This window comes from Roseateles koreensis (assembly GCF_028595305.1).
Taxonomy (GTDB): Bacteria; Pseudomonadota; Gammaproteobacteria; order Burkholderiales; family Burkholderiaceae_C; genus Paucibacter_A; species Paucibacter_A koreensis.
The window spans coordinates 72,989-89,493 of sequence record NZ_JAQQXS010000015.1 but is presented as its reverse complement, the minus strand read 5'-3'; the positions used below and the strand labels follow the sequence as shown (position 1 = coordinate 89,493).

Below are 16,505 nucleotides of genomic sequence, written 5' to 3'. Positions count from 1 at the left end.
GTTTGCGGCGACAGTTTGGGCCTTTGTGCCTGCTATTTAACGCCTTGCCCCGGCAAGTCTTTGATTCACAATCGCGGCATGCTGATCCGAACCGTTTTATCGCTGAGTTGCCTGGTCTTGCTGGGTGGCGTGAGTGCTGTACAGGCCCAGTCGAATGCGTCGGCGCCGGTCTATCGCTGCCCCGGCCCGCCGGTGTTGTATACCGATGCACTGTCACCCAAAGAGGCGCAAGCCAAGGGGTGCCGCACGATCGAAGGCACGCCCATCACCGTCTTGCAGGCCCCCAAACCCCGGGCTGGCTCAGGCGGCGCAGCGGCGGCGTCAACCCCCGCGATGGCGGGTTCAGAGGCTGCGCGGGTTGATCCGGCTCAGCAGCGTGGCCGCGACAACGAGCGACGCCGTGTGCTGGAGACCGAACTGCGCGAGGCCGAGGAGCGCCTGGCCAATGCTCAGCGTGAACTCAGCAACGGCGCGGAGCGGCGCGGCGACGAGCACAACTACCAGCGTTATGTGGACCGCATGAATGAGCTCAAGGCCAATGTGGCCCGTCAGGAAAGTGATGTTCAGGCCATCAAACGCGAAATCAGCAAATTGCCCTGACGGCGACACCCCCCATCAGCGGCGGATCACCGAGCCGGGGCAACAGACTTTCATCATGAACCCAAGCCCCAAATTCGACGCTTTCGACACCTTGGCCACCATGGTGGCCATCATTCAACACGACGGCGAATGCCTGTTCGCCAACGCTGCGTTCGAGAACGCCATGCGGCTGTCTCGCCGTGCTGTCCAACGCAGCCATCTCTTTGATTGGTTTGTTGACGACAGCCGCCTGAGGGACACGGTGCAGGGCGTGGCACGCAATGCCTATTCCAGTAGCCGTTTCGATGCCGTGTTGCGGCGTGGTAGCCGCTCAAACGGGCCGGGCTTCGGCGCTGAAGACCTGCCAGTGCATGTGATCGTCTCCCAGACCGAGTTTGATGATTTGATTCTGGTCGAGTTGATTGAAAACGCGCAGCAAAACCGCCAGGAGCGGGAGGAGCGCAGCTTCGACCAAGTGCAGGCTACCAAAGAGTTGACGCGCAATCTGGCGCATGAAATCAAGAATCCTCTGGGCGGCATCCGGGGCGCGGCCCAACTGCTGGCCATGGAGCTGCAGCCTGAGTTGCTGGAGTACACGCAGGTCATCATCCATGAGGTGGATCGCCTGCAGTCCCTGGTTGACCGTTTGCTCGCGCCGCACCGCCATGCCCAGGTGGTGGGCGACGTGAACATCCACGAAGTGTGCGAGCGGGTGCGCTCGCTCATCCTGGTGGAGTACCCACGCGGGCTCAAGGTGCTGCGCGACTATGACACCTCGTTGCCCGATTTCCGTGGCGACCGCGAGCAGCTGATTCAGGCCGTGCTCAATATCGTGCAGAACGCAGCCCAGGCCCTGCAAACGCGCATTCAGGAAGGCGATGCCTGTATCTGCCTGCGCACGCGCGTGGCGCGCCAGGTGACGATTGGCAAGCAGCGCTGGCGCTTGGCATTGGAATTGCATGTGGAAGACAACGGCCCCGGAATACCGGCCGAAATCCGAGATCGCATCTTCTTCCCCTTGGTATCGGGGCGGGAGGGTGGTTCCGGCCTCGGCCTGACACTCTCACAGACCATTGCCCAGCAACACCAAGGCATGCTGGACTGCGAGAGTGAAGCGGGTCGGACCGATTTTCGAATGACCTTGCCCTTGCCCTGACACCACGAGTGATCAGTGCACGAAAGATGACGCATGAAATCCATCTGGGTTGTTGACGACGACCATTCCATCCGCTTCGTGCTGGAAAAGGCCTTGAGCCGTGAAGGCTTGCCCGTGCGCACCTTCAGCAATACCCGCGACCTACTGGCCGCACTAGAAACCGAGAGCCCGCAGGTTCTGGTGTCCGACATCCGCATGCCAGGGGGGTCAGGTCTTGATTTGCTGGCCAAGATCAAGGCCAAGTTGCCGCTGTTGCCGGTGATCATCATGACCGCATACTCCGATCTGGACAGCGCGGTGGCGGCATTTCAGGGCGGGGCGTTTGAGTACCTGCCCAAGCCTTTTGACCTGCCGCGCGCGGTGGAGCTGATCCGCCGCGCCCAAGAAGAAAGCCAGCGGGAAGCCGTGGCCGAAGAGGCCGCCGCCCAATTGCCTGAAATGCTGGGCCAAGCGCCCGCCATGCAGGACGTGTTCCGCGCCATCGGCCGGCTTAGTCAGAGTAACGTAACCGTTTTGATCACCGGTGAGTCCGGTTCGGGCAAAGAGCTGGTGGCGCGTGCGCTGCACAAGCACAGCCCCCGGGGTGATGCCGGCGCCAATGGCCCGTTTGTGGCGATCAACACCGCGGCGATTCCCAAGGATTTGCTGGAGTCTGAATTGTTCGGCCATGAGCGCGGCGCGTTCACCGGCGCACAAGCCAGCCGGCGCGGCCGCTTTGAGCAAGCCGACGGAGGCACCTTGTTTCTGGACGAAATCGGCGACATGCCGCTGGACCTGCAAACCCGCTTGTTGCGCGTCTTGTCCGACGGCCAGTTCTACCGCGTGGGCGGCCACAGCCCGCTGCGTTCCAACGTTCGGGTGATTGCGGCGACGCACCAGAATCTGGAAGAACGCGTGCGCCAGGGCGTCTTTCGTGAAGACTTGTTTCACCGCCTGAACGTGATCCGGCTGCGCCTGCCTGCGCTGCGTGAGCGCAGCGAAGACGTGCCGGTGTTGGCGCGATTCTTCCTGCAGCGCAGCGCCACTGAATTGGGGGTGGAGCCCAAGCGGCTGAGCGAAGCGGCGCTCGCCAAGCTGTGCGCGTTCGACTACCCCGGCAACGTGCGCCAGCTGGAAAACATCTGCCATTGGTTGAGCGTGATGGCGCCCAGCCAATTAATTGACGCCAAAGATCTGCCCCCGGAGCTGCTGAATGATGTGGCCGCGCGGCCCCCGTCTTTGTCTGCACCTTCTCCGGCATTGTTATCTTCTGTGGCTTCCCCCGCCTTTCCGGCAGAGTCATCGGAATCCGCTGCGGCACTCCGCTCGACCCCGGCGGTGCCCGGTGTAGTTCCTCAAATGTCTGCATTGGGTGCTGCGCCCGACGCCTGGGTGGCGGAGATGGCGCGCGAAGCCCGCCGTTTGCTCGCTGCCGGTGAGCCTGATGTATGGGACTCGCTGACACGGCGTTTCGAGGCCAGTTTGATCCTGACCGCGCTCGACGTAACCCGTGGACGGCGAATCGAGGCTGCACAGAAGTTGGGCATTGGTCGCAACACCATCACCCGCAAGATTCAGGAACTAGATCTCGACGTTTGAGCCTGGCGGGTTTCGCCGCGCCGGTGTGTGCGGCGCTTGACTACACTCCCACCACAGAATCGGGAGCCTGACCATGACTTATTTTCCTCGCTGGCGTGAAGTGTCGGCGCAAGACGGCCGCGCGGTCGCGCCGGATGAGCGTTTGCCGTGGGCGCAAACCTTGGCGATGGGCATTCAACATGTGATCGCTATGTTTGGCGCCACCGTGTTGGCGCCGTTGCTGATGGGTTTTGACCCCAATGTGGCGGTGTTGATGAGCGGGGTAGGAACGCTGATCTTCTTCGTGACCGTGGCCGGTCGGGTACCCAGTTATCTGGGCTCTAGTTTCGCCTTCATTGGCGTGGTGATTGCGGCCAGCGGGTACGGCGGGTCGGGGCCTAACTTGAATCTTGGTGTGGCGCTGGGCGGCATCATCGCCTGCGGCGCTGTGTACTTGGGTATCGGGGGGCTGGTCAGCCTGTTGGGCACCGCGTGGATCGAACGCATGATGCCGCCGGTCGTGACGGGCGCCGTAGTGGCCGTGATCGGTTTGAATCTTGCCGGCATTCCCATCAAGAACATGGCCCCCACCGCTTTTGATGCATGGATGCAGGCGGCGACGTTTTGCAGCGTCGCACTGGTGGCGGTCTACAGCCGGGGCATGGCCCAGCGTTTGCTGATTTTGATTGGCCTGTTGGTGGCCAGTGCCGTCTACGCGCTGTTGACCAACGGCCTGGGCTTGGGTAAACCCATCGATTTTTCAGGTGTGGCGCACGCCGCTTGGTGGGGCATGCCGCATTTTGCGACTGCTGTTTTCGATCCTGCGGCCATCTTGCTGATCGCGCCGGTCGTGGTGATTTTGGTGGCGGAAAATCTGGGCCACATCAAAGCGGTCGGCGCTATGACTGGGCAGAGCCTGGACCGCTATATGGGGCGTGCCTTCATGGGCGACGCGCTGGCCACCATGGTCAGCGGTGCCTGCGGCGGCACAGGCGTCACGACTTACGCCGAGAACATCGGCGTGATGGCCGCCACACGCATCTACTCTACCCTGGTGTTTGTGTTCGCGGCGTTGTTGGGCATCTTGATGGGTTTCAGCCCGAAGTTCGGGGCCTTGATCCAAGCCATTCCCCTGGCGGTGATGGGCGGCGTGAGCATCGTGGTGTTCGGTTTGATCACGGTGGCAGGCGCCAAGATTTGGGTCGATAACCGTGTTGATTTTTCGCAGGCCCGCAACCTGATGGTTGTCGCCATCACCCTGATTCTGGGAACCGGTGACTACACGCTCAAGCTCGGCGGTGTGGCCTTGGGGGGCATCGGCACGGCCACGTTTGGCGCCATCCTGTTGAATGCTTTGCTTTCACTGGGCAAAGCCGCCGAGAAAAGGCGTTAGGCCCCGTTCAAGCCGGGTTCGTTTTGATGCATCGGGCGCCCCAACCTGGTGCTTTGTTGCGTTCAAGCGTCCCTAAAATGCCGCAACAACAAGCGAAGGAACTCGAAATTTATGGCCGTGCATGAGATTCTGAAAATGGGCGATACCCGTTTGCTGCGCGTGGCCCAGCCTGTACTCGAATTTGGTACGCCGGCTTTGCGCACACTCATTGCCGACATGTTTGACACCATGCGGGCCGTACAAGGTGCCGGTTTGGCCGCGCCGCAGATTGGGGTAGACCTGCAGTTGGTGATTTTTGGCTATCAGACCAATGCCCGTTATCCCGATGCGCCGCCCGTACCGCCGACGGTGTTGATCAACCCGGTCGTGACGCCTTTGGGTGAGATGGCCGGAGAGGTGATGGAGGAGGGCTGGGAAGGTTGCCTCTCCGTGCCGGGTCTTCGCGGGATGGTGCCGCGCTATCGCGCCGTGCGCTACAGCGGTTTTGATGCCGAGGGCCAAGCCTTCGAGCGGGAGGTGGATGGCTTTCACGCCCGCGTGGTGCAGCATGAATGCGACCACCTGCAGGGTATTTTGTACCCCATGCGGGTGCGGGACTTCAGTCGTTTTGGCTACACCTCGGTGCTGTTTCCTGAGTTGGATCCTCAGTCGGACGACTGAATTTTTCTGGCCAACTCGATCTGCTCGTGGAGTGTGGAAATAGTTTGTAAGTGCGGTCGGCGGCATGAGTCGGCCGAGCGTTGAGTCTTCACTACAGGAGCAACGCATGAGTGCCGCCGCATTTCCTTTTGAATTTCATCGTACCTTTCAGCCGCGCCGCGTTCTGCAGTGGGCTGGCCTCCTCTGGGCGTTGGCGCGGCGCCTCGGCTTGGGCCTGTGCATCGGTTTTGCTTTGCTGTTGGGGCGGCCCGCATTGGCTGATCCTCCCACACGGGCTGCGCGCGTGTCCGAGGTCATCGGCACGGCCTGGATCTTTGACCTAGAAACCCGCGAATGGCTGCCGCTTGTCCGCAACCAGACGGTGGCTGAGGGAGACCGTTTGCGCACTGACGACCGTTCGCGCGTCAGCCTGCGGGTAGGTTCCACCAGTTTGTGGTTGGATGAACGAGCTGATCTGGCCTTCAACCAACTGGACGAAGGCCGGGTCTTGCTGCAGTTGGATCGGGGTGATTTGGGCCTACGCTTGCGCTCGCAAGAGGCGGTGAGCGAGTACAAGGTCCAAACGCACGACGGCCTGTTTTTTGCCGAGCGAGAAGGTTTGTATCGCTTGGCGCAGATGGACCGCGGCAGCCGTGCCGAGGCCTGGCAGGGCCGTCTTCGCTTTGAATCAACGCGCAGCGGCGATACGCCGCCAGTCTGGGTTGAATCCGGTGAGCAAATCGAGTTGTGGTGGGCCGCCGGTCCCCGTACTGAGCGCCAGCGCGTAGAGGGCGACATCTTCAGCGATTGGCTGCGTGCACAAAGCCGCAACGAGGGCGACTTCGTCGGCGGCGTGACGCCGCGCTACATCTCACCGGAAATGACCGGCGCTGAAGAGCTGGACCGCTACGGCCGTTGGGAGCAATCGCCCGATTACGGCAATGTGTGGATTCCCGCTGCCGTGGCGCTGGACTGGGCGCCCTACCGTTTCGGCCATTGGGTGTGGACACGTCATTGGGGCTGGACCTGGGTGGACGACGCGCCCTGGGGGTTTGCGCCCTTCCACTACGGGCGGTGGGTGCATTGGGGCAACCGCTGGTGCTGGGCACCTGGGCGTTATGTGGTGCGCCCGGTCTACGCCCCGGCCTTGGTGGCCTGGGTCGGTGGCCCGGCTGTGAGCGTCAGCGTGACCATCGGCGGTGGGCGCCCCCCGCCGCCGCGTTATGGCTGGTATCCCCTGGCACCCCGGGAGGTCTATGTGCCGCCCTATCACCACGGCGCAGGGTACGAGCAACGTTTGAATGGCGAGCGTGACCGCCATGACGTGCCCATCGGGCCGGCCGTGCGCAGCAATCGTGACGCGCGCGGTGCCATCAGCTATCTGCCCACGGCGGGTGGCTCGCCGCGCGGCAACTCTTCCATGGAGACCTCGCCCGTGCATGTGCTGCCCACCGCACCCGCACGCCATGACTTGCCGCAAACCCCGCTGCAAACTTCGACACAAGGGCAGGGCCAAGGCGGGCCAAGTTATCAAAATCAGGCGCCTGTTCCCGCAGCGGGACCGGGCCCGTCATCGAATCCTCAACAGCCCGCAATGGCCAATCAGCAATGGCACAGCGACAGCATGAGCCGGCGAGAGAGAGGGTTGGAGCGCGACCGTGAACGAGACCGTGAACCGTTCCAAGGGGGCGCCGCTCGGCCCGTGATTTCATCGCAGCAGCCAATGCAACAACCCCTGCCGCCCGTGGCCCAGCAACCCGCCACCGCACCTCGAGGCGTTGAGCGCATACCTGAGCGCAGCGCCCCGGGTGAAGCGGCTTTTGACCGTGGGGGCGCAGGGCGCTATCGGGATCGGTCTCTGGAGCAAGCTCAGCAACAGCAACAGCAACAGCAACAGCAACAGCAACAGCAACAGCAACAGCAACAGCAACAGCAACAGCAGGCGCAAGAGCGTGTGCGAGCTTGGGCCCAGCAACAGCAACAGCAACAGCAACAGCAACAGCAACAGCAACAGCAGCAGCAGCAGCAGCAAGAGCGGGCAAGAGCCGGTGCGCAAGCGCAGGTTCAGCAACAGCAACAGCAACAGCAACAGCAGCGTCAGCAGGAGCAACAAGCCGAGCGAGGCCGCCCGGCTGAATCGGTGCCTCGTCCAGCCCCTGAAGCAAGGCCGTCATCCCAGGCTACGCAGCCGGGTTCACCCAAGAGCGACGGTGGCGGCAATCGTCGCAATGACGCGGAGCGGCGCCGGGGTGAGCAGGAGCGCTGACGCAGGCGGCTGAACGCCCCGGGGAGGGGAGTATGGCCGAGCAATGAAAAAAGGCCTGCAGCGTATTCACTGCAAGCCTTTGAGTTCATCGCCAATTTTGGCTCCTCGACCTGGGCTCGAACCAGGGACCTACGGATTAACAGTCCGGCGCTCTACCAACTGAGCTATCGAGGAATTGATCGGTACACATTCACAAGAATTTCTTGTGAATCGGGCAACTGCTCCAGAAGAGCGGCTGCCTCAATTTTTAAAGCCGCACTGCTTGTTTCGCGGCACTTGTGGTGCGTCACGACTTCAGCATTGCGGCTTTCAAGCCCGAAGGCTTTCAGCAATCTTTGGCTCCTCGACCTGGGCTCGAACCAGGGACCTACGGATTAACAGTCCGGCGCTCTACCAACTGAGCTATCGAGGAACTAAGCCTTGCATTATAGACCAGAAATTTAGAGCTTTACAAGCTCATCTCAAAACTTGTTCGCCAAGTTCTGGGCGCCAAGGGATAAAGGTAGACGTGACCGTATTGGTAGGGCGACTCGCGCCAGGCTCGGCGGTCGCTGAGGTTGTCGACGCCAACGCGCCAGGTCGCCAGGTGCTGGCCGAAATTTTGGTCCAGCCGTATCCCTGCATCCAGGCGTGTCCAGCCGCCGATTTGCAGGCTGTTGTCGGGTAAGACTGCACGGGGGCCTTCGTAGATCAACCCCATTTGCAATTGCAACCCGGGCAGGGCTTCGATGTTTTGTCGCCCTTGCAGGCGCAGATTGTTCTCGGACACATTGACAGGGCGCAGGCCGTTTAAGGTGGGGTCTGCACTGCCTTCGCGGCGCGCTTTGAGCTTCATGGCGCTGGCCAGCAGGCCGCCGCCCGACCCAGCGTTCCATTTCAAATCAGCCTGGGCTTCAATACCCTGATGGTGGTCGGTGCCATCGGCTTGGTGAGCGCAGCTGCCGGGGGCGGTGTCGACGCAGGCGCCGATGTCGCGCCACACGGGCTGGCTGATGTCGAAATAGGCGACGGACCAGTCCACCGTGTTCGACCCCGCTTTCAGGCCGAGTTCAAACTGGCGGCTTTTTAGCGCTGCCAAAGCTTGGCCGGGCGCGGTATAGCGAGGCTTGTTGGGGGTGACGTCGGATTCCATGCCTTCACCCCAACTGCCATAGGCCAGCAACTGCGGGCTGAGGTTGACACTCAAGCCCAGCCAAGGGGTAGTGAGTGCCTGGGTGTAGTGGGTGGATTGGGAGCCATCGGTTTGCACGCTGTCGCGGCTGAGGCGGGTGTGGCGCAGGCCCGCCCAGGCTTGCCAATCGGTGCTCAGATGGACAGCATCACGTGCGTAAAACTCGGTGCTGTGCTCGTCACGGTTGGTGGTCTGGTTGGTCAGGCTGGAGTCGGCCGGCGTGCGGACGCTGCCGTCGATATTGCCGGTGCCCACCCAGTTGTAGGCCTGTACTTGGAAGCGGCTCTTGAAGCGGCTCGCCAGCACGCCGGTCTGCAACTCGTGCTTCATGCCGGCGGCGTAGAACTTGCCGGCCAGCGAGAGATTCAGCGCATCGGTGTCGCGGCGCTCGTTCTCGCTGCGGAAATCGTACATGTCGAATGTGCCGTCAGGGCAATAGCGGTCGCCGTAGTAGCTGCCATCGGCGGCTGTGCAGCCATAGGCATAGGCCAACCGGTCGTCTGATTTCAGGTGCTGTGTGGCCAGATGGGCCTCGGCTGTCCAGTCGGCGTTCAATCGTTGCTGGATGCGCAACGAGGCGTGTTGGTTGTCGAACACCACGGGCTGCGACCATGGCTGGTTGTTCAGGTTGATGCGCGGGTCAATGGCCTGCGCACTGGGCAGCTTGTCGCCCAGCAGGCTGAATCCCGGTTGACTGGGTTGGCTTTGGCGATTCCATTCAAATTCGGCTTCGATCAGGGTCTGAGGCGCCACACGCCAGTCGCCAGCAACGGCGAACAGCTGTCGATTCCCTTGGGCGTCGCGCAGGTCGGGCTTGAGCTGCGCGGCCTCCACGTTCACGCGCAGACCAAACTGCTCGCCTGCGCCCATGCGCCGACTCCAGTCCAGCGCTGCATCCACGGTGCCACGCTGGCTGACGCCGGCCGTGAGCGTCGTTAGATTGCTGGTTGGCCGTTTGACGATCAGATTCACGAGGCCGCCTGGCGCGCTGGTGCCAGCCTGAATGCCGCTGGTGCCTTTGAAGATTTCGACACTCGATTTGTTGGCGAGGTTCAAGGCGGTTTCCGCATTGATAGGCATGCCGTCGCGTCGATAGTTGAAGCGGTTGTCAAGGTCGTAGCCGCGAATCTTCAGGTACGACACATAGCCTGCAGCGTTGTAGGCATCGCTCACCGACGCATCTGCGTCGGTGAGGCCCGACAGCGCCGTGATGCCGGCATCCAGCAGGCGATCGGCGCTCAGCACGGCAGCTTGCAAGGGCAGCTTGGCAATTGGAGTCTCGCCAAAGCCGCCCACGTTGACGGGCGCGTCCGCAGCGCGGCCGGTGATGGTTACCAGGGGCAAGGTCTGCGCCTGTGCCAGGCTGGCACAAAGCAGGGCTGCCGCGCAGGCAGGCAGCGAGATGGGGGAGAAGGACGGGTGGTGTTTCATCGGCTTGCGCTTTGTAAAAAACGCAGGGAGTGGCCGAGCCGCAGGGGGAGCGGCGGCGCTGGACTGTCGAGCCCCACCCGCATGCGGATGAGCGCCGACGCCAGTGCCATGCTGGCTTGGCTTCCCTGCGCGAGCATTACCTCGATCAGGTTCAAAGGGACTGTCTCAGCCAGCTCACTGCGTGAGCCAGCACCCCTAGCGATGTTTGCTGCCCTGGATGGCAGCGACCCTTGCATTGTAACGGTCGCGTAAAAAATGCCTGCCTAAGCGGGCTACGGACGACGCGCGGCGGGCAGCGATACCGCTTACCGCTTACCGCGCGCTCTGCAGGTTCAGTCGAACACCGGTGATTCCACGCCCAGCACCTTGTGCAGTTTGGGGCTGGTGGTGGTGTATTGCAGGTGAATGCGCTTTTCCGGAAAGACGTAGGGCGCCGCGCCAAAAGCGGCCAACGCACACTCGTGAAAGCCCGACAGGATCAGCTTTTTCTTGCCGGGATAGGTGTTGACGTCGCCCACCGCGAAGATGCCGGGCACGCTGGTTTCAAATTTTTCGGTGTCGACCACGATTTGTTTGCGGTCCAGCGCGAGGCCCCATTCGGCAATCGGGCCCAATTTGGGCGACAGGCCGAAAAACACCAGCACTTGATCGCAGGGCACCGCACGGGTCACGCCATCGCCGCCGGTGACTTTGAGACCACTCAGCTGGCCATCGGCTTCGACGATGTCTGTCACCTGGCCGACAACGAATTGCATTTCGTAGGCCTCGCACAGCTCGCGCATCTTGGCTACATTGGCGGGCGCGGCGCGGAAGCCGTCCCGGCGGTGCAACAAAATGACGCTGTCCGCCTTGTGCGCACCGCCGTCCGCATTGCCTGCGCAGAAGTTCAGGGCCCAGTCGAGTGCCGAATCACCGCCGCCCACGATCACCAAGTTTTTGCCCGCAAATTGCGCCGGATCGCGAACCCGATAGTGCAGTTGCGTGCCTTCGTACTTCTCGATGCCTTCGACCTTCAGCAACCGGGGCTGGAAGGAGCCCACGCCGCCGGCAATGAACAAGGTCTTGGCCAGAAACTCTGTGCCCTTGGAGGTGGCCACGAAAAAGCGCCCATCCGCTTGCCTCAGCACCGTGGTCACTTCCTGGCCCAGGTGAAAGGTGGCGCCGAAGGGCTCAATCTGCTTGAGCAAGTTGTCGGTCAACTCTTTGCCCGTGCAGATGGGCACGGCAGGGATGTCGTAGATGGGCTTGTCCGGGTACAGCTCAATGCACTGGCCACCGGGGTAAGCCAGCGAGTCAATGATATGGGCCTTGATTTCGAGCAAGCCCAGCTCGAAGACCTGAAAGAGTCCAACCGGGCCTGCGCCGACGATGACGGCGTCAGTTTCAATCGCGTGGGGGCCGGGCTGGGGGAGGTCGGCGCTGTTCGCCACAAGTTCAGTATTCAATTGAGGTTCCATGCGCTTGTTCCCGGCCCGGTTTGCACCACGCCAGGCGGACTTAGCGGATCAACTCGGACAGCTTGTCCGTGCGGTCCTTCCATTCTTCGGCATCCGGCAGAGATGCCTTGCGCTTGGTGATGCTGGGCCAATTTTTGGCCAGATCGGCATTCAGCTTGATCATGTGCTGCATATTGCCCGGCACATCTTCCTCGGGGACGATGGCGTTCACTGGGCACTCGGGGATGCAGACGGCGCAGTCGATGCACTCATCGGGGTCGATCGTGAGGAAGTTCTGGCCTTCGCGGAAGCAGTCGACCGGGCAGACATCGACGCAGTCGGTGTACTTGCAGCGGATGCAGGATTCGAGGACGACGTGGGTCATAAATCAGCTCGTTGTTGAAGGCGTGTATTGAAAAGGTTCGACGTTGCTGAAGGCCAACAACGGAAACCCGGTATTTTAGTCGGTCAGACTCGTGTTTGCCGCTTGACGCGGCGCAAGTCCGGCCGTGTTATCGGAATTTGCCAATCCGGTGTGGACTTGGGACTGCACGGCGGCAGCGCCTACGCCCACAATGACAACGGTAGGCCGGCCCTTGTGCAGCAGCGAGGCAGCCGCCAGCGTGGCAATCTCGTGCTCGCTGGCCATGGCATCCAGGCAGCCGGCGCGAGACACCACGCTGACGGGCGTGTCCGGCGCCCAGCCCGCAGCCGCGAGCTTGCGGCCCAGGGCGGCCAGTTGCCGGCCCGCCATGTAAAACACTTCAGTGTCCGCGCTGGCTGGCGCTGCTTGCAGGGTGGCGTCTTGCGTCATCGCGGTGGTGAGGCTGACGCTGCGCCCCAGACCGCGACGTGTCAATGGGCGCTGGGTATGGGCTGCGGCGGCAAGGGCGGCCGTCACGCCGGGCACCACCTCGCAGGTGATGCCGGCTGCTTGCAGCGCCGCCAACTCTTCTTCAAGGCGGCCGAACACATTTGCATCGCCGCCCTTCAGGCGCACCACCCGCTCATGAGTCTGGGCCTGTTTCACCAGCGCCGCGTTGATGGCGCTTTGCCGGGTGGAGTCGCAAAAACCGCGCTTGCCCACATCGATCCAAGTGGCGCCCGGGGCCAAATCCTGCAAAGTTGGGTCGGTCAGCGCATCGAACAGCACCACCTGCGCCGCCTCCAGTGCACGCGCACCCCGCAGTGTGATCAGATCAGCGGCGCCAGGACCTGCGCTGACGAAAATGACTTTGCCCATGGTGTGCGAAATAGCTTGAGAAGGCTGCGGCCAATAACGCTGATGTTCAGCGTACCAACAAGGCGCCGCTGGTGCGATTGCTGGTCGGGTCCACCACGATCAGGCTGCCGCCTACGCGGTTGGCCGTGTAGGGCTCCACCGGCAGAGCGGTTTGCACCTCGATGCGCACGTGGCCGATCTCGTTCACGTTCAGTGACTCCGCGGCTTGCTCCTGCAGGCTGTGAATGTCCAGGCGATGCTCAATGGCGCTGATGCGGGCCTGCACCCAGCGGTTGCCATGGCGCAGCCAGTATTTGCGGCCCGGCACAGCGGGCTCGGTGTCCAGCCAAGCGAGGGTGGCTTCAAAACTTTGCGTGGGTGTGGCCGAGCCAGGCGTGACGATCCAATCGCCGCGCGACACATCCAGTTGGCGGTCGAGCACCACGCCTGCGGATTCACCCGCCACGCAATGGGCCACCGTTTCGCCGGCGCGGCGAACCTCCGCCACGAGGGCGGTCTGGCCGCTAGGCAGAATCTGCACTTCATCGCCAGCCTTGATCTGACCATGGGCAATGCGGCCCCACAGCACGCGCGGTTGATGGCCTGTGCCTTCGCCTTGCTCGCCGGCGTCACGCGCCACATATTGCACGGGGATCAGCACCTGGCCTTCAACCTTTTCCTGCACGCTGGGCAGGCTCTCTAGAACCTGCAGCAGCGAGGGGCCGTTGTACCAGTCTGCATCCAGGGGCTGGGTGACGTTGTCGCCGCGCAAGGCCGACACGGGCACGATTGCCGTGACCTCGATGCCGGCTTGCTGTGCAAACGCGCGCAGCGCTTTGCTCACGGCTTCAAAAGCGGGGCCAGGCAATGCCACGGCATCCAGCTTGTTGACTGCGAACACGATGCTGGGCACGCGCAGCAGATGAGCTAACAAGCTATGCCGACGGGTCTGCGGCAGCAGCACCACCTCTTCCACCGAGGTGTCGAGCTTGGTGATGTCCACCAGCACGACGGCGGCGTCTGAGCCCGCCGCGGCGGTCACCATATTGCGGGTGTACTGCTCATGGCCGGGCGCGTCGGCAATGATGAACTTGCGCGTCTTGGTGGCGAAGTAGCGGTAGGCCACGTCGATGGTGATGCCTTGCTCGCGCTCGGCCTCCAGGCCGTCAGTCAGCAGACTCAGGTCGATGGGCTCGCCAGCGGCGCGCTTTTCCAGCGTGTCGAGTTGGTCGGCCAGGATCGCGCGGCTGTCATACAGCAGCCGGCCGATCAAGGTGCTCTTGCCGTCATCAACGCTGCCGGCGGTCAGGAAGCGCAGTGCGCGGTGGTGCGTATCCACGTCTTGCTCGTGGACCAGATTGTTCAAAACTGCGTTCATGATCAGAAATACCCTTCCTTTTTGCGGCGCTCCATCGAGGCCTCGGACGTGCGGTCATCCATGCGGGTGGCGCCGCGTTCGCTCACGGTGACGGTGAGCGTTTCAGCGACGATGTCGGCGGCGTTGGCGGCCTCGCTTTCAACCGGGCAGGTGCAGGTCATGTCTCCCACGGTGCGGAAGCGCACGGTGGCGGTTTCCACTTGCTCGCCGGCTTCAGGTGGCGTCACTTCCGTCAGCGGCACCAGCAGACCTTTGCGGCGAATCACCTGGCGCTGATGCGCGTAGTACAGATTGGGCAGAGGAATGTTTTCGCGCGCCAGGTAGAGCCACACGTCAAGCTCAGTCCAGTTGCTGATCGGGAAGGCGCGGAAGTGTTCGCCCGGGCGAATGCGGGTGTTGAACAAGTTCCACAGCTCGGGGCGCTGTTCTTTTGGCAGCCATTGGCCGAAGGCGTCACGGTGGCTGAAGATGCGCTCTTTGGCGCGAGCCTTTTCTTCGTCACGGCGGGCACCGCCAATCAGCACGTCGAAACGGTGTTCTTCAATCGCCTCAAGCAAGGTCACGGTTTGATGGCCGTTGCGCGACTCCAGCGGGTGGGCCAGGCGGACCGTGCCCTTCTTGATCGACTCATCCATGTGGGCCACGATCAGGCGTTCGCCCATTTCGGCGACGCGGCGGTCCCGGAACTCGATCACTTCAGGGAAGTTGTGGCCGGTGTCCACATGCACCAACGGGAAGGGCAGCTTGCCCTTGAACTCGTTGCCGGACATGCGCGTCTTGAAGGCCTTTTCGGCCAGGCGCAACACCACGCAGGAGTCTTTGCCGCTCGAGAACAGCAGCCCCGGACGCTCAAAAGCAGCGGCGACTTCGCGCAGGATGAAGATGGCCTCTTCTTCCAGATGGTCCAGATGGCGTTGGTCGACCGTGGCCGCCAGTTGTTGCAAATTCAGCGGGGCGTTCATGCCGGGGCTCCTGGGTTCTTTTTCAAATCTTCGTTCGAGTGGGCTTTGTGCAGGCCGCACTCCTTGGCATCTTCCGACTCCCACCACCAGCGGCCCGAGCGGAAGTCTTCTCCGACCGAGATGGCGCGGGTGCAGGGCGCGCAGCCGATGCTGGGCATGAATTGGTCATGCAGCGCGTTGTAGGGCACGTCGAAGGTTTGGATGTAATGCCATACATCGGCCCAACTCCAGGCTGCCAACGCATTCAACTTGACTCGCCCGACATGGTCGAACTCGACAAACGGCACCTCGGCACGGTTGGTCGATTGTTCCCGGCGCAAGCCGGTGATCCAGGCACTGCGCCCGTCCAGCATGCGCCCTAACGGTTCGAGTTTGCGGATTGCGCAGCATTCCTTGCGCAAGGCCAGGCTGTCGTACATGGCGTCTTCGCCCCGAACGCGGACAAAATTCACCACCGCATCGTGCACCGGGCTGAAGACCTGTACCTTCAAGTCGTAGCGTTGCTCGATTTGCGGCAGCAGCGCCAGGGTTTCGGCATGCAGGCGGCCTGTGTCGAGCGTGGCCACGGCCACGGGCAATTGGTGGCGGGAGATCAAGTCCGTGATCACCATGTCCTCGACACCCAAGCTGCTGGATTGCACCAGGCCTTTGCCATACTTGGCCGAGGCATTGCGCAGCAGCTCAACGGTTTCCGCCACGCGCTGGTCAAACCCCGGCGTTGCCCGGGCATACAACGAAATGGCAGAGGCCGAGGCGGCAGGGCTCGCCGAGGTGAAGGACAGGGACGAGCTCAGGCTGGATTGCTCCCCGCTCATGCCGGCACCTTGCGGGTAAAAATGGGCTGCGCCGCGTCGACATCGCCTTGGTAGTGGGCCGGGAAAAAGCGCAGTGCCCGCTGAGCCGCTTCAATGCTTTGGTCGCCGCGCAGCTGCACGGCATTGAAGCCGGTGCGCGCCAGCAAAGGCAGCATGTCCACCAGCACCTCACCCGTGGCACGTAACTCGCCATTGAAACGGTAACGCGAGCGCAGCAGGCGTGCCTGGCTGTAGGCGCGGCCATCCACCCATTTCGGGAATTGCAGAACAATCAGGGCGAAGCGGGGCAAGTCAGCGGCCAGGCCTTCAATGTCAAAGTCATTGGCCAGTTCAATGCCGGTGGCCAGGCCAGCAGGCCAGTGGTCGCGCACTGCGTGCCATTGCTCCAGGCTCAGCAGCAGATTTGGCGCTGGATCGGGATCGGGCTTGGGACCATCTTCACCGAGTACGTGGTGCCATTCAGGGCGGTGGGCGTCAACAAACTTCATGGTGTCAGAACT

Annotated in this window: 15 protein-coding genes, 2 tRNA genes and 1 riboswitch; of the genes, 6 read left to right on the top strand and 11 right to left on the bottom strand. The window is 62.3% G+C overall.

All coding sequences use genetic code 11. The annotated features are described in order from the left end of the window. Positions 1-78: 78 nt before the first annotated feature. The 6 genes from PRZ01_RS16170 to PRZ01_RS16145 all read left to right on the top strand — a co-directional run bounded on the left by PRZ01_RS16170 (position 79) and on the right by PRZ01_RS16145 (position 7,590). A complete protein-coding gene (locus PRZ01_RS16170) occupies positions 79-600 on the top strand; it encodes a hypothetical protein (protein ID WP_273597840.1) in 522 nt (173 codons plus the stop codon). A 55-nt stretch (positions 601-655) separates the two neighbouring features. Then, a complete protein-coding gene (gene glnL, locus PRZ01_RS16165; RefSeq protein WP_273597839.1) occupies positions 656-1,735 on the top strand; it encodes a nitrogen regulation protein NR(II) in 1,080 nt (359 codons plus the stop codon). A gap of 33 nt (positions 1,736-1,768) precedes the next feature. Next, positions 1,769-3,313 carry a nitrogen regulation protein NR(I) gene (gene ntrC, locus PRZ01_RS16160; protein WP_273597838.1) on the top strand — a complete coding sequence of 515 codons (1,545 nt, stop codon included), beginning with the start codon at positions 1,769-1,771 and terminating at the stop codon, positions 3,311-3,313. A gap of 73 nt (positions 3,314-3,386) precedes the next feature. Continuing rightward, on the top strand, positions 3,387-4,685 hold the full coding sequence (locus PRZ01_RS16155) for a solute carrier family 23 protein (protein ID WP_273597837.1): 1,299 nt from the start codon (positions 3,387-3,389) through the stop codon (positions 4,683-4,685). Between the two features lie 111 nt (positions 4,686-4,796). Beyond that, positions 4,797-5,345 carry a peptide deformylase gene (gene def, locus PRZ01_RS16150; protein ID WP_273597836.1) on the top strand — a complete coding sequence of 183 codons (549 nt, stop codon included), beginning with the start codon at positions 4,797-4,799 and terminating at the stop codon, positions 5,343-5,345. A 106-nt stretch (positions 5,346-5,451) separates the two neighbouring features. After that, positions 5,452-7,590: a DUF6600 domain-containing protein gene (locus PRZ01_RS16145; protein WP_273597835.1), complete on the top strand. Its 2,139-nt coding sequence runs from the start codon at positions 5,452-5,454 to the stop codon at positions 7,588-7,590. Positions 7,591-7,688: 98 nt separating this feature from the next. Here PRZ01_RS16145 and PRZ01_RS16140 read toward each other — a convergent pair. The 11 genes from PRZ01_RS16140 to PRZ01_RS16090 all read right to left on the bottom strand — a co-directional run bounded on the left by PRZ01_RS16140 (position 7,689) and on the right by PRZ01_RS16090 (position 16,493). Beyond that, positions 7,689-7,764 (bottom strand) — tRNA-Asn (locus tag PRZ01_RS16140). Further along, positions 7,755-7,922: a hypothetical protein gene (locus tag PRZ01_RS16135; protein WP_273597834.1), complete on the bottom strand. Its 168-nt coding sequence runs from the start codon at positions 7,920-7,922 to the stop codon at positions 7,755-7,757. Before PRZ01_RS16135 ends, PRZ01_RS16140 begins: the two co-directional genes overlap by 10 nt. A gap of 4 nt (positions 7,923-7,926) precedes the next feature. Continuing rightward, positions 7,927-8,002, bottom strand: a tRNA-Asn gene (locus PRZ01_RS16130). A 36-nt stretch (positions 8,003-8,038) separates the two neighbouring features. Beyond that, entirely contained in the window at positions 8,039-10,192 is a 2,154-nt protein-coding gene (locus PRZ01_RS16125; RefSeq protein ID WP_273597833.1) for a TonB-dependent siderophore receptor, read from the bottom strand. Positions 10,193-10,297: 105 nt separating this feature from the next. After that, positions 10,298-10,399, bottom strand: a riboswitch (TPP riboswitch). Between the two features lie 125 nt (positions 10,400-10,524). Then, positions 10,525-11,649 (bottom strand): NAD(P)/FAD-dependent oxidoreductase, encoded by a 1,125-nt coding sequence (locus PRZ01_RS16120; protein WP_273597832.1) that lies wholly within the window; start codon positions 11,647-11,649, stop codon positions 10,525-10,527. Between the two features lie 40 nt (positions 11,650-11,689). Further along, a complete protein-coding gene (gene fdxA, locus PRZ01_RS16115; protein WP_273597831.1) occupies positions 11,690-12,013 on the bottom strand; it encodes a ferredoxin FdxA in 324 nt (107 codons plus the stop codon). Positions 12,014-12,088: 75 nt separating this feature from the next. Continuing rightward, positions 12,089-12,871, bottom strand: coding sequence for a uroporphyrinogen-III C-methyltransferase (cobA, locus tag PRZ01_RS16110; protein WP_273597830.1), 783 nt, complete (start codon positions 12,869-12,871; stop codon positions 12,089-12,091). A 46-nt stretch (positions 12,872-12,917) separates the two neighbouring features. Beyond that, positions 12,918-14,228: a sulfate adenylyltransferase subunit 1 gene (locus PRZ01_RS16105; RefSeq protein ID WP_273597829.1), complete on the bottom strand. Its 1,311-nt coding sequence runs from the start codon at positions 14,226-14,228 to the stop codon at positions 12,918-12,920. Between the two features lie 2 nt (positions 14,229-14,230). Next, on the bottom strand, positions 14,231-15,190 hold the full coding sequence (gene cysD / locus PRZ01_RS16100) for a sulfate adenylyltransferase subunit CysD (protein ID WP_273597828.1): 960 nt from the start codon (positions 15,188-15,190) through the stop codon (positions 14,231-14,233). Then, positions 15,187-16,005 carry a phosphoadenylyl-sulfate reductase gene (locus tag PRZ01_RS16095; protein WP_273597827.1) on the bottom strand — a complete coding sequence of 273 codons (819 nt, stop codon included), beginning with the start codon at positions 16,003-16,005 and terminating at the stop codon, positions 15,187-15,189. Before PRZ01_RS16095 ends, cysD begins: the two co-directional genes overlap by 4 nt. Further along, positions 16,002-16,493: a DUF934 domain-containing protein gene (locus PRZ01_RS16090; protein ID WP_273597826.1), complete on the bottom strand. Its 492-nt coding sequence runs from the start codon at positions 16,491-16,493 to the stop codon at positions 16,002-16,004. Before PRZ01_RS16090 ends, PRZ01_RS16095 begins: the two co-directional genes overlap by 4 nt. Positions 16,494-16,505 lie beyond the last annotated feature (12 nt).

Bases quoted from the DNA above. Each gene is read 5' to 3' on its own strand.
- cysD (WP_273597828.1), bottom strand. From the start codon at position 15,190: ATGAACGCCCCGCTGAATTTGCAACAACTGGCGGCCACGGTCGACCAA.
- fdxA (WP_273597831.1), bottom strand. From the start codon at position 12,013: ATGACCCACGTCGTCCTCGAATCCTGCATCCGCTGCAAGTACACCGAC.
- cobA (WP_273597830.1), bottom strand. From the start codon at position 12,871: ATGGGCAAAGTCATTTTCGTCAGCGCAGGTCCTGGCGCCGCTGATCTG.
- PRZ01_RS16170 (WP_273597840.1), top strand. From the start codon at position 79: ATGCTGATCCGAACCGTTTTATCGCTGAGTTGCCTGGTCTTGCTGGGT.
- PRZ01_RS16105 (WP_273597829.1), bottom strand. From the start codon at position 14,228: ATGAACGCAGTTTTGAACAATCTGGTCCACGAGCAAGACGTGGATACG.
- PRZ01_RS16155 (WP_273597837.1), top strand. From the start codon at position 3,387: ATGACTTATTTTCCTCGCTGGCGTGAAGTGTCGGCGCAAGACGGCCGC.
- ntrC (WP_273597838.1), top strand. From the start codon at position 1,769: ATGAAATCCATCTGGGTTGTTGACGACGACCATTCCATCCGCTTCGTG.
- PRZ01_RS16145 (WP_273597835.1), top strand. From the start codon at position 5,452: ATGAGTGCCGCCGCATTTCCTTTTGAATTTCATCGTACCTTTCAGCCG.
- PRZ01_RS16095 (WP_273597827.1), bottom strand. From the start codon at position 16,005: ATGAGCGGGGAGCAATCCAGCCTGAGCTCGTCCCTGTCCTTCACCTCG.
- PRZ01_RS16120 (WP_273597832.1), bottom strand. From the start codon at position 11,649: ATGGAACCTCAATTGAATACTGAACTTGTGGCGAACAGCGCCGACCTC.
- PRZ01_RS16125 (WP_273597833.1), bottom strand. From the start codon at position 10,192: ATGAAACACCACCCGTCCTTCTCCCCCATCTCGCTGCCTGCCTGCGCG.
- PRZ01_RS16090 (WP_273597826.1), bottom strand. From the start codon at position 16,493: ATGAAGTTTGTTGACGCCCACCGCCCTGAATGGCACCACGTACTCGGT.
- def (WP_273597836.1), top strand. From the start codon at position 4,797: ATGGCCGTGCATGAGATTCTGAAAATGGGCGATACCCGTTTGCTGCGC.
- glnL (WP_273597839.1), top strand. From the start codon at position 656: ATGAACCCAAGCCCCAAATTCGACGCTTTCGACACCTTGGCCACCATG.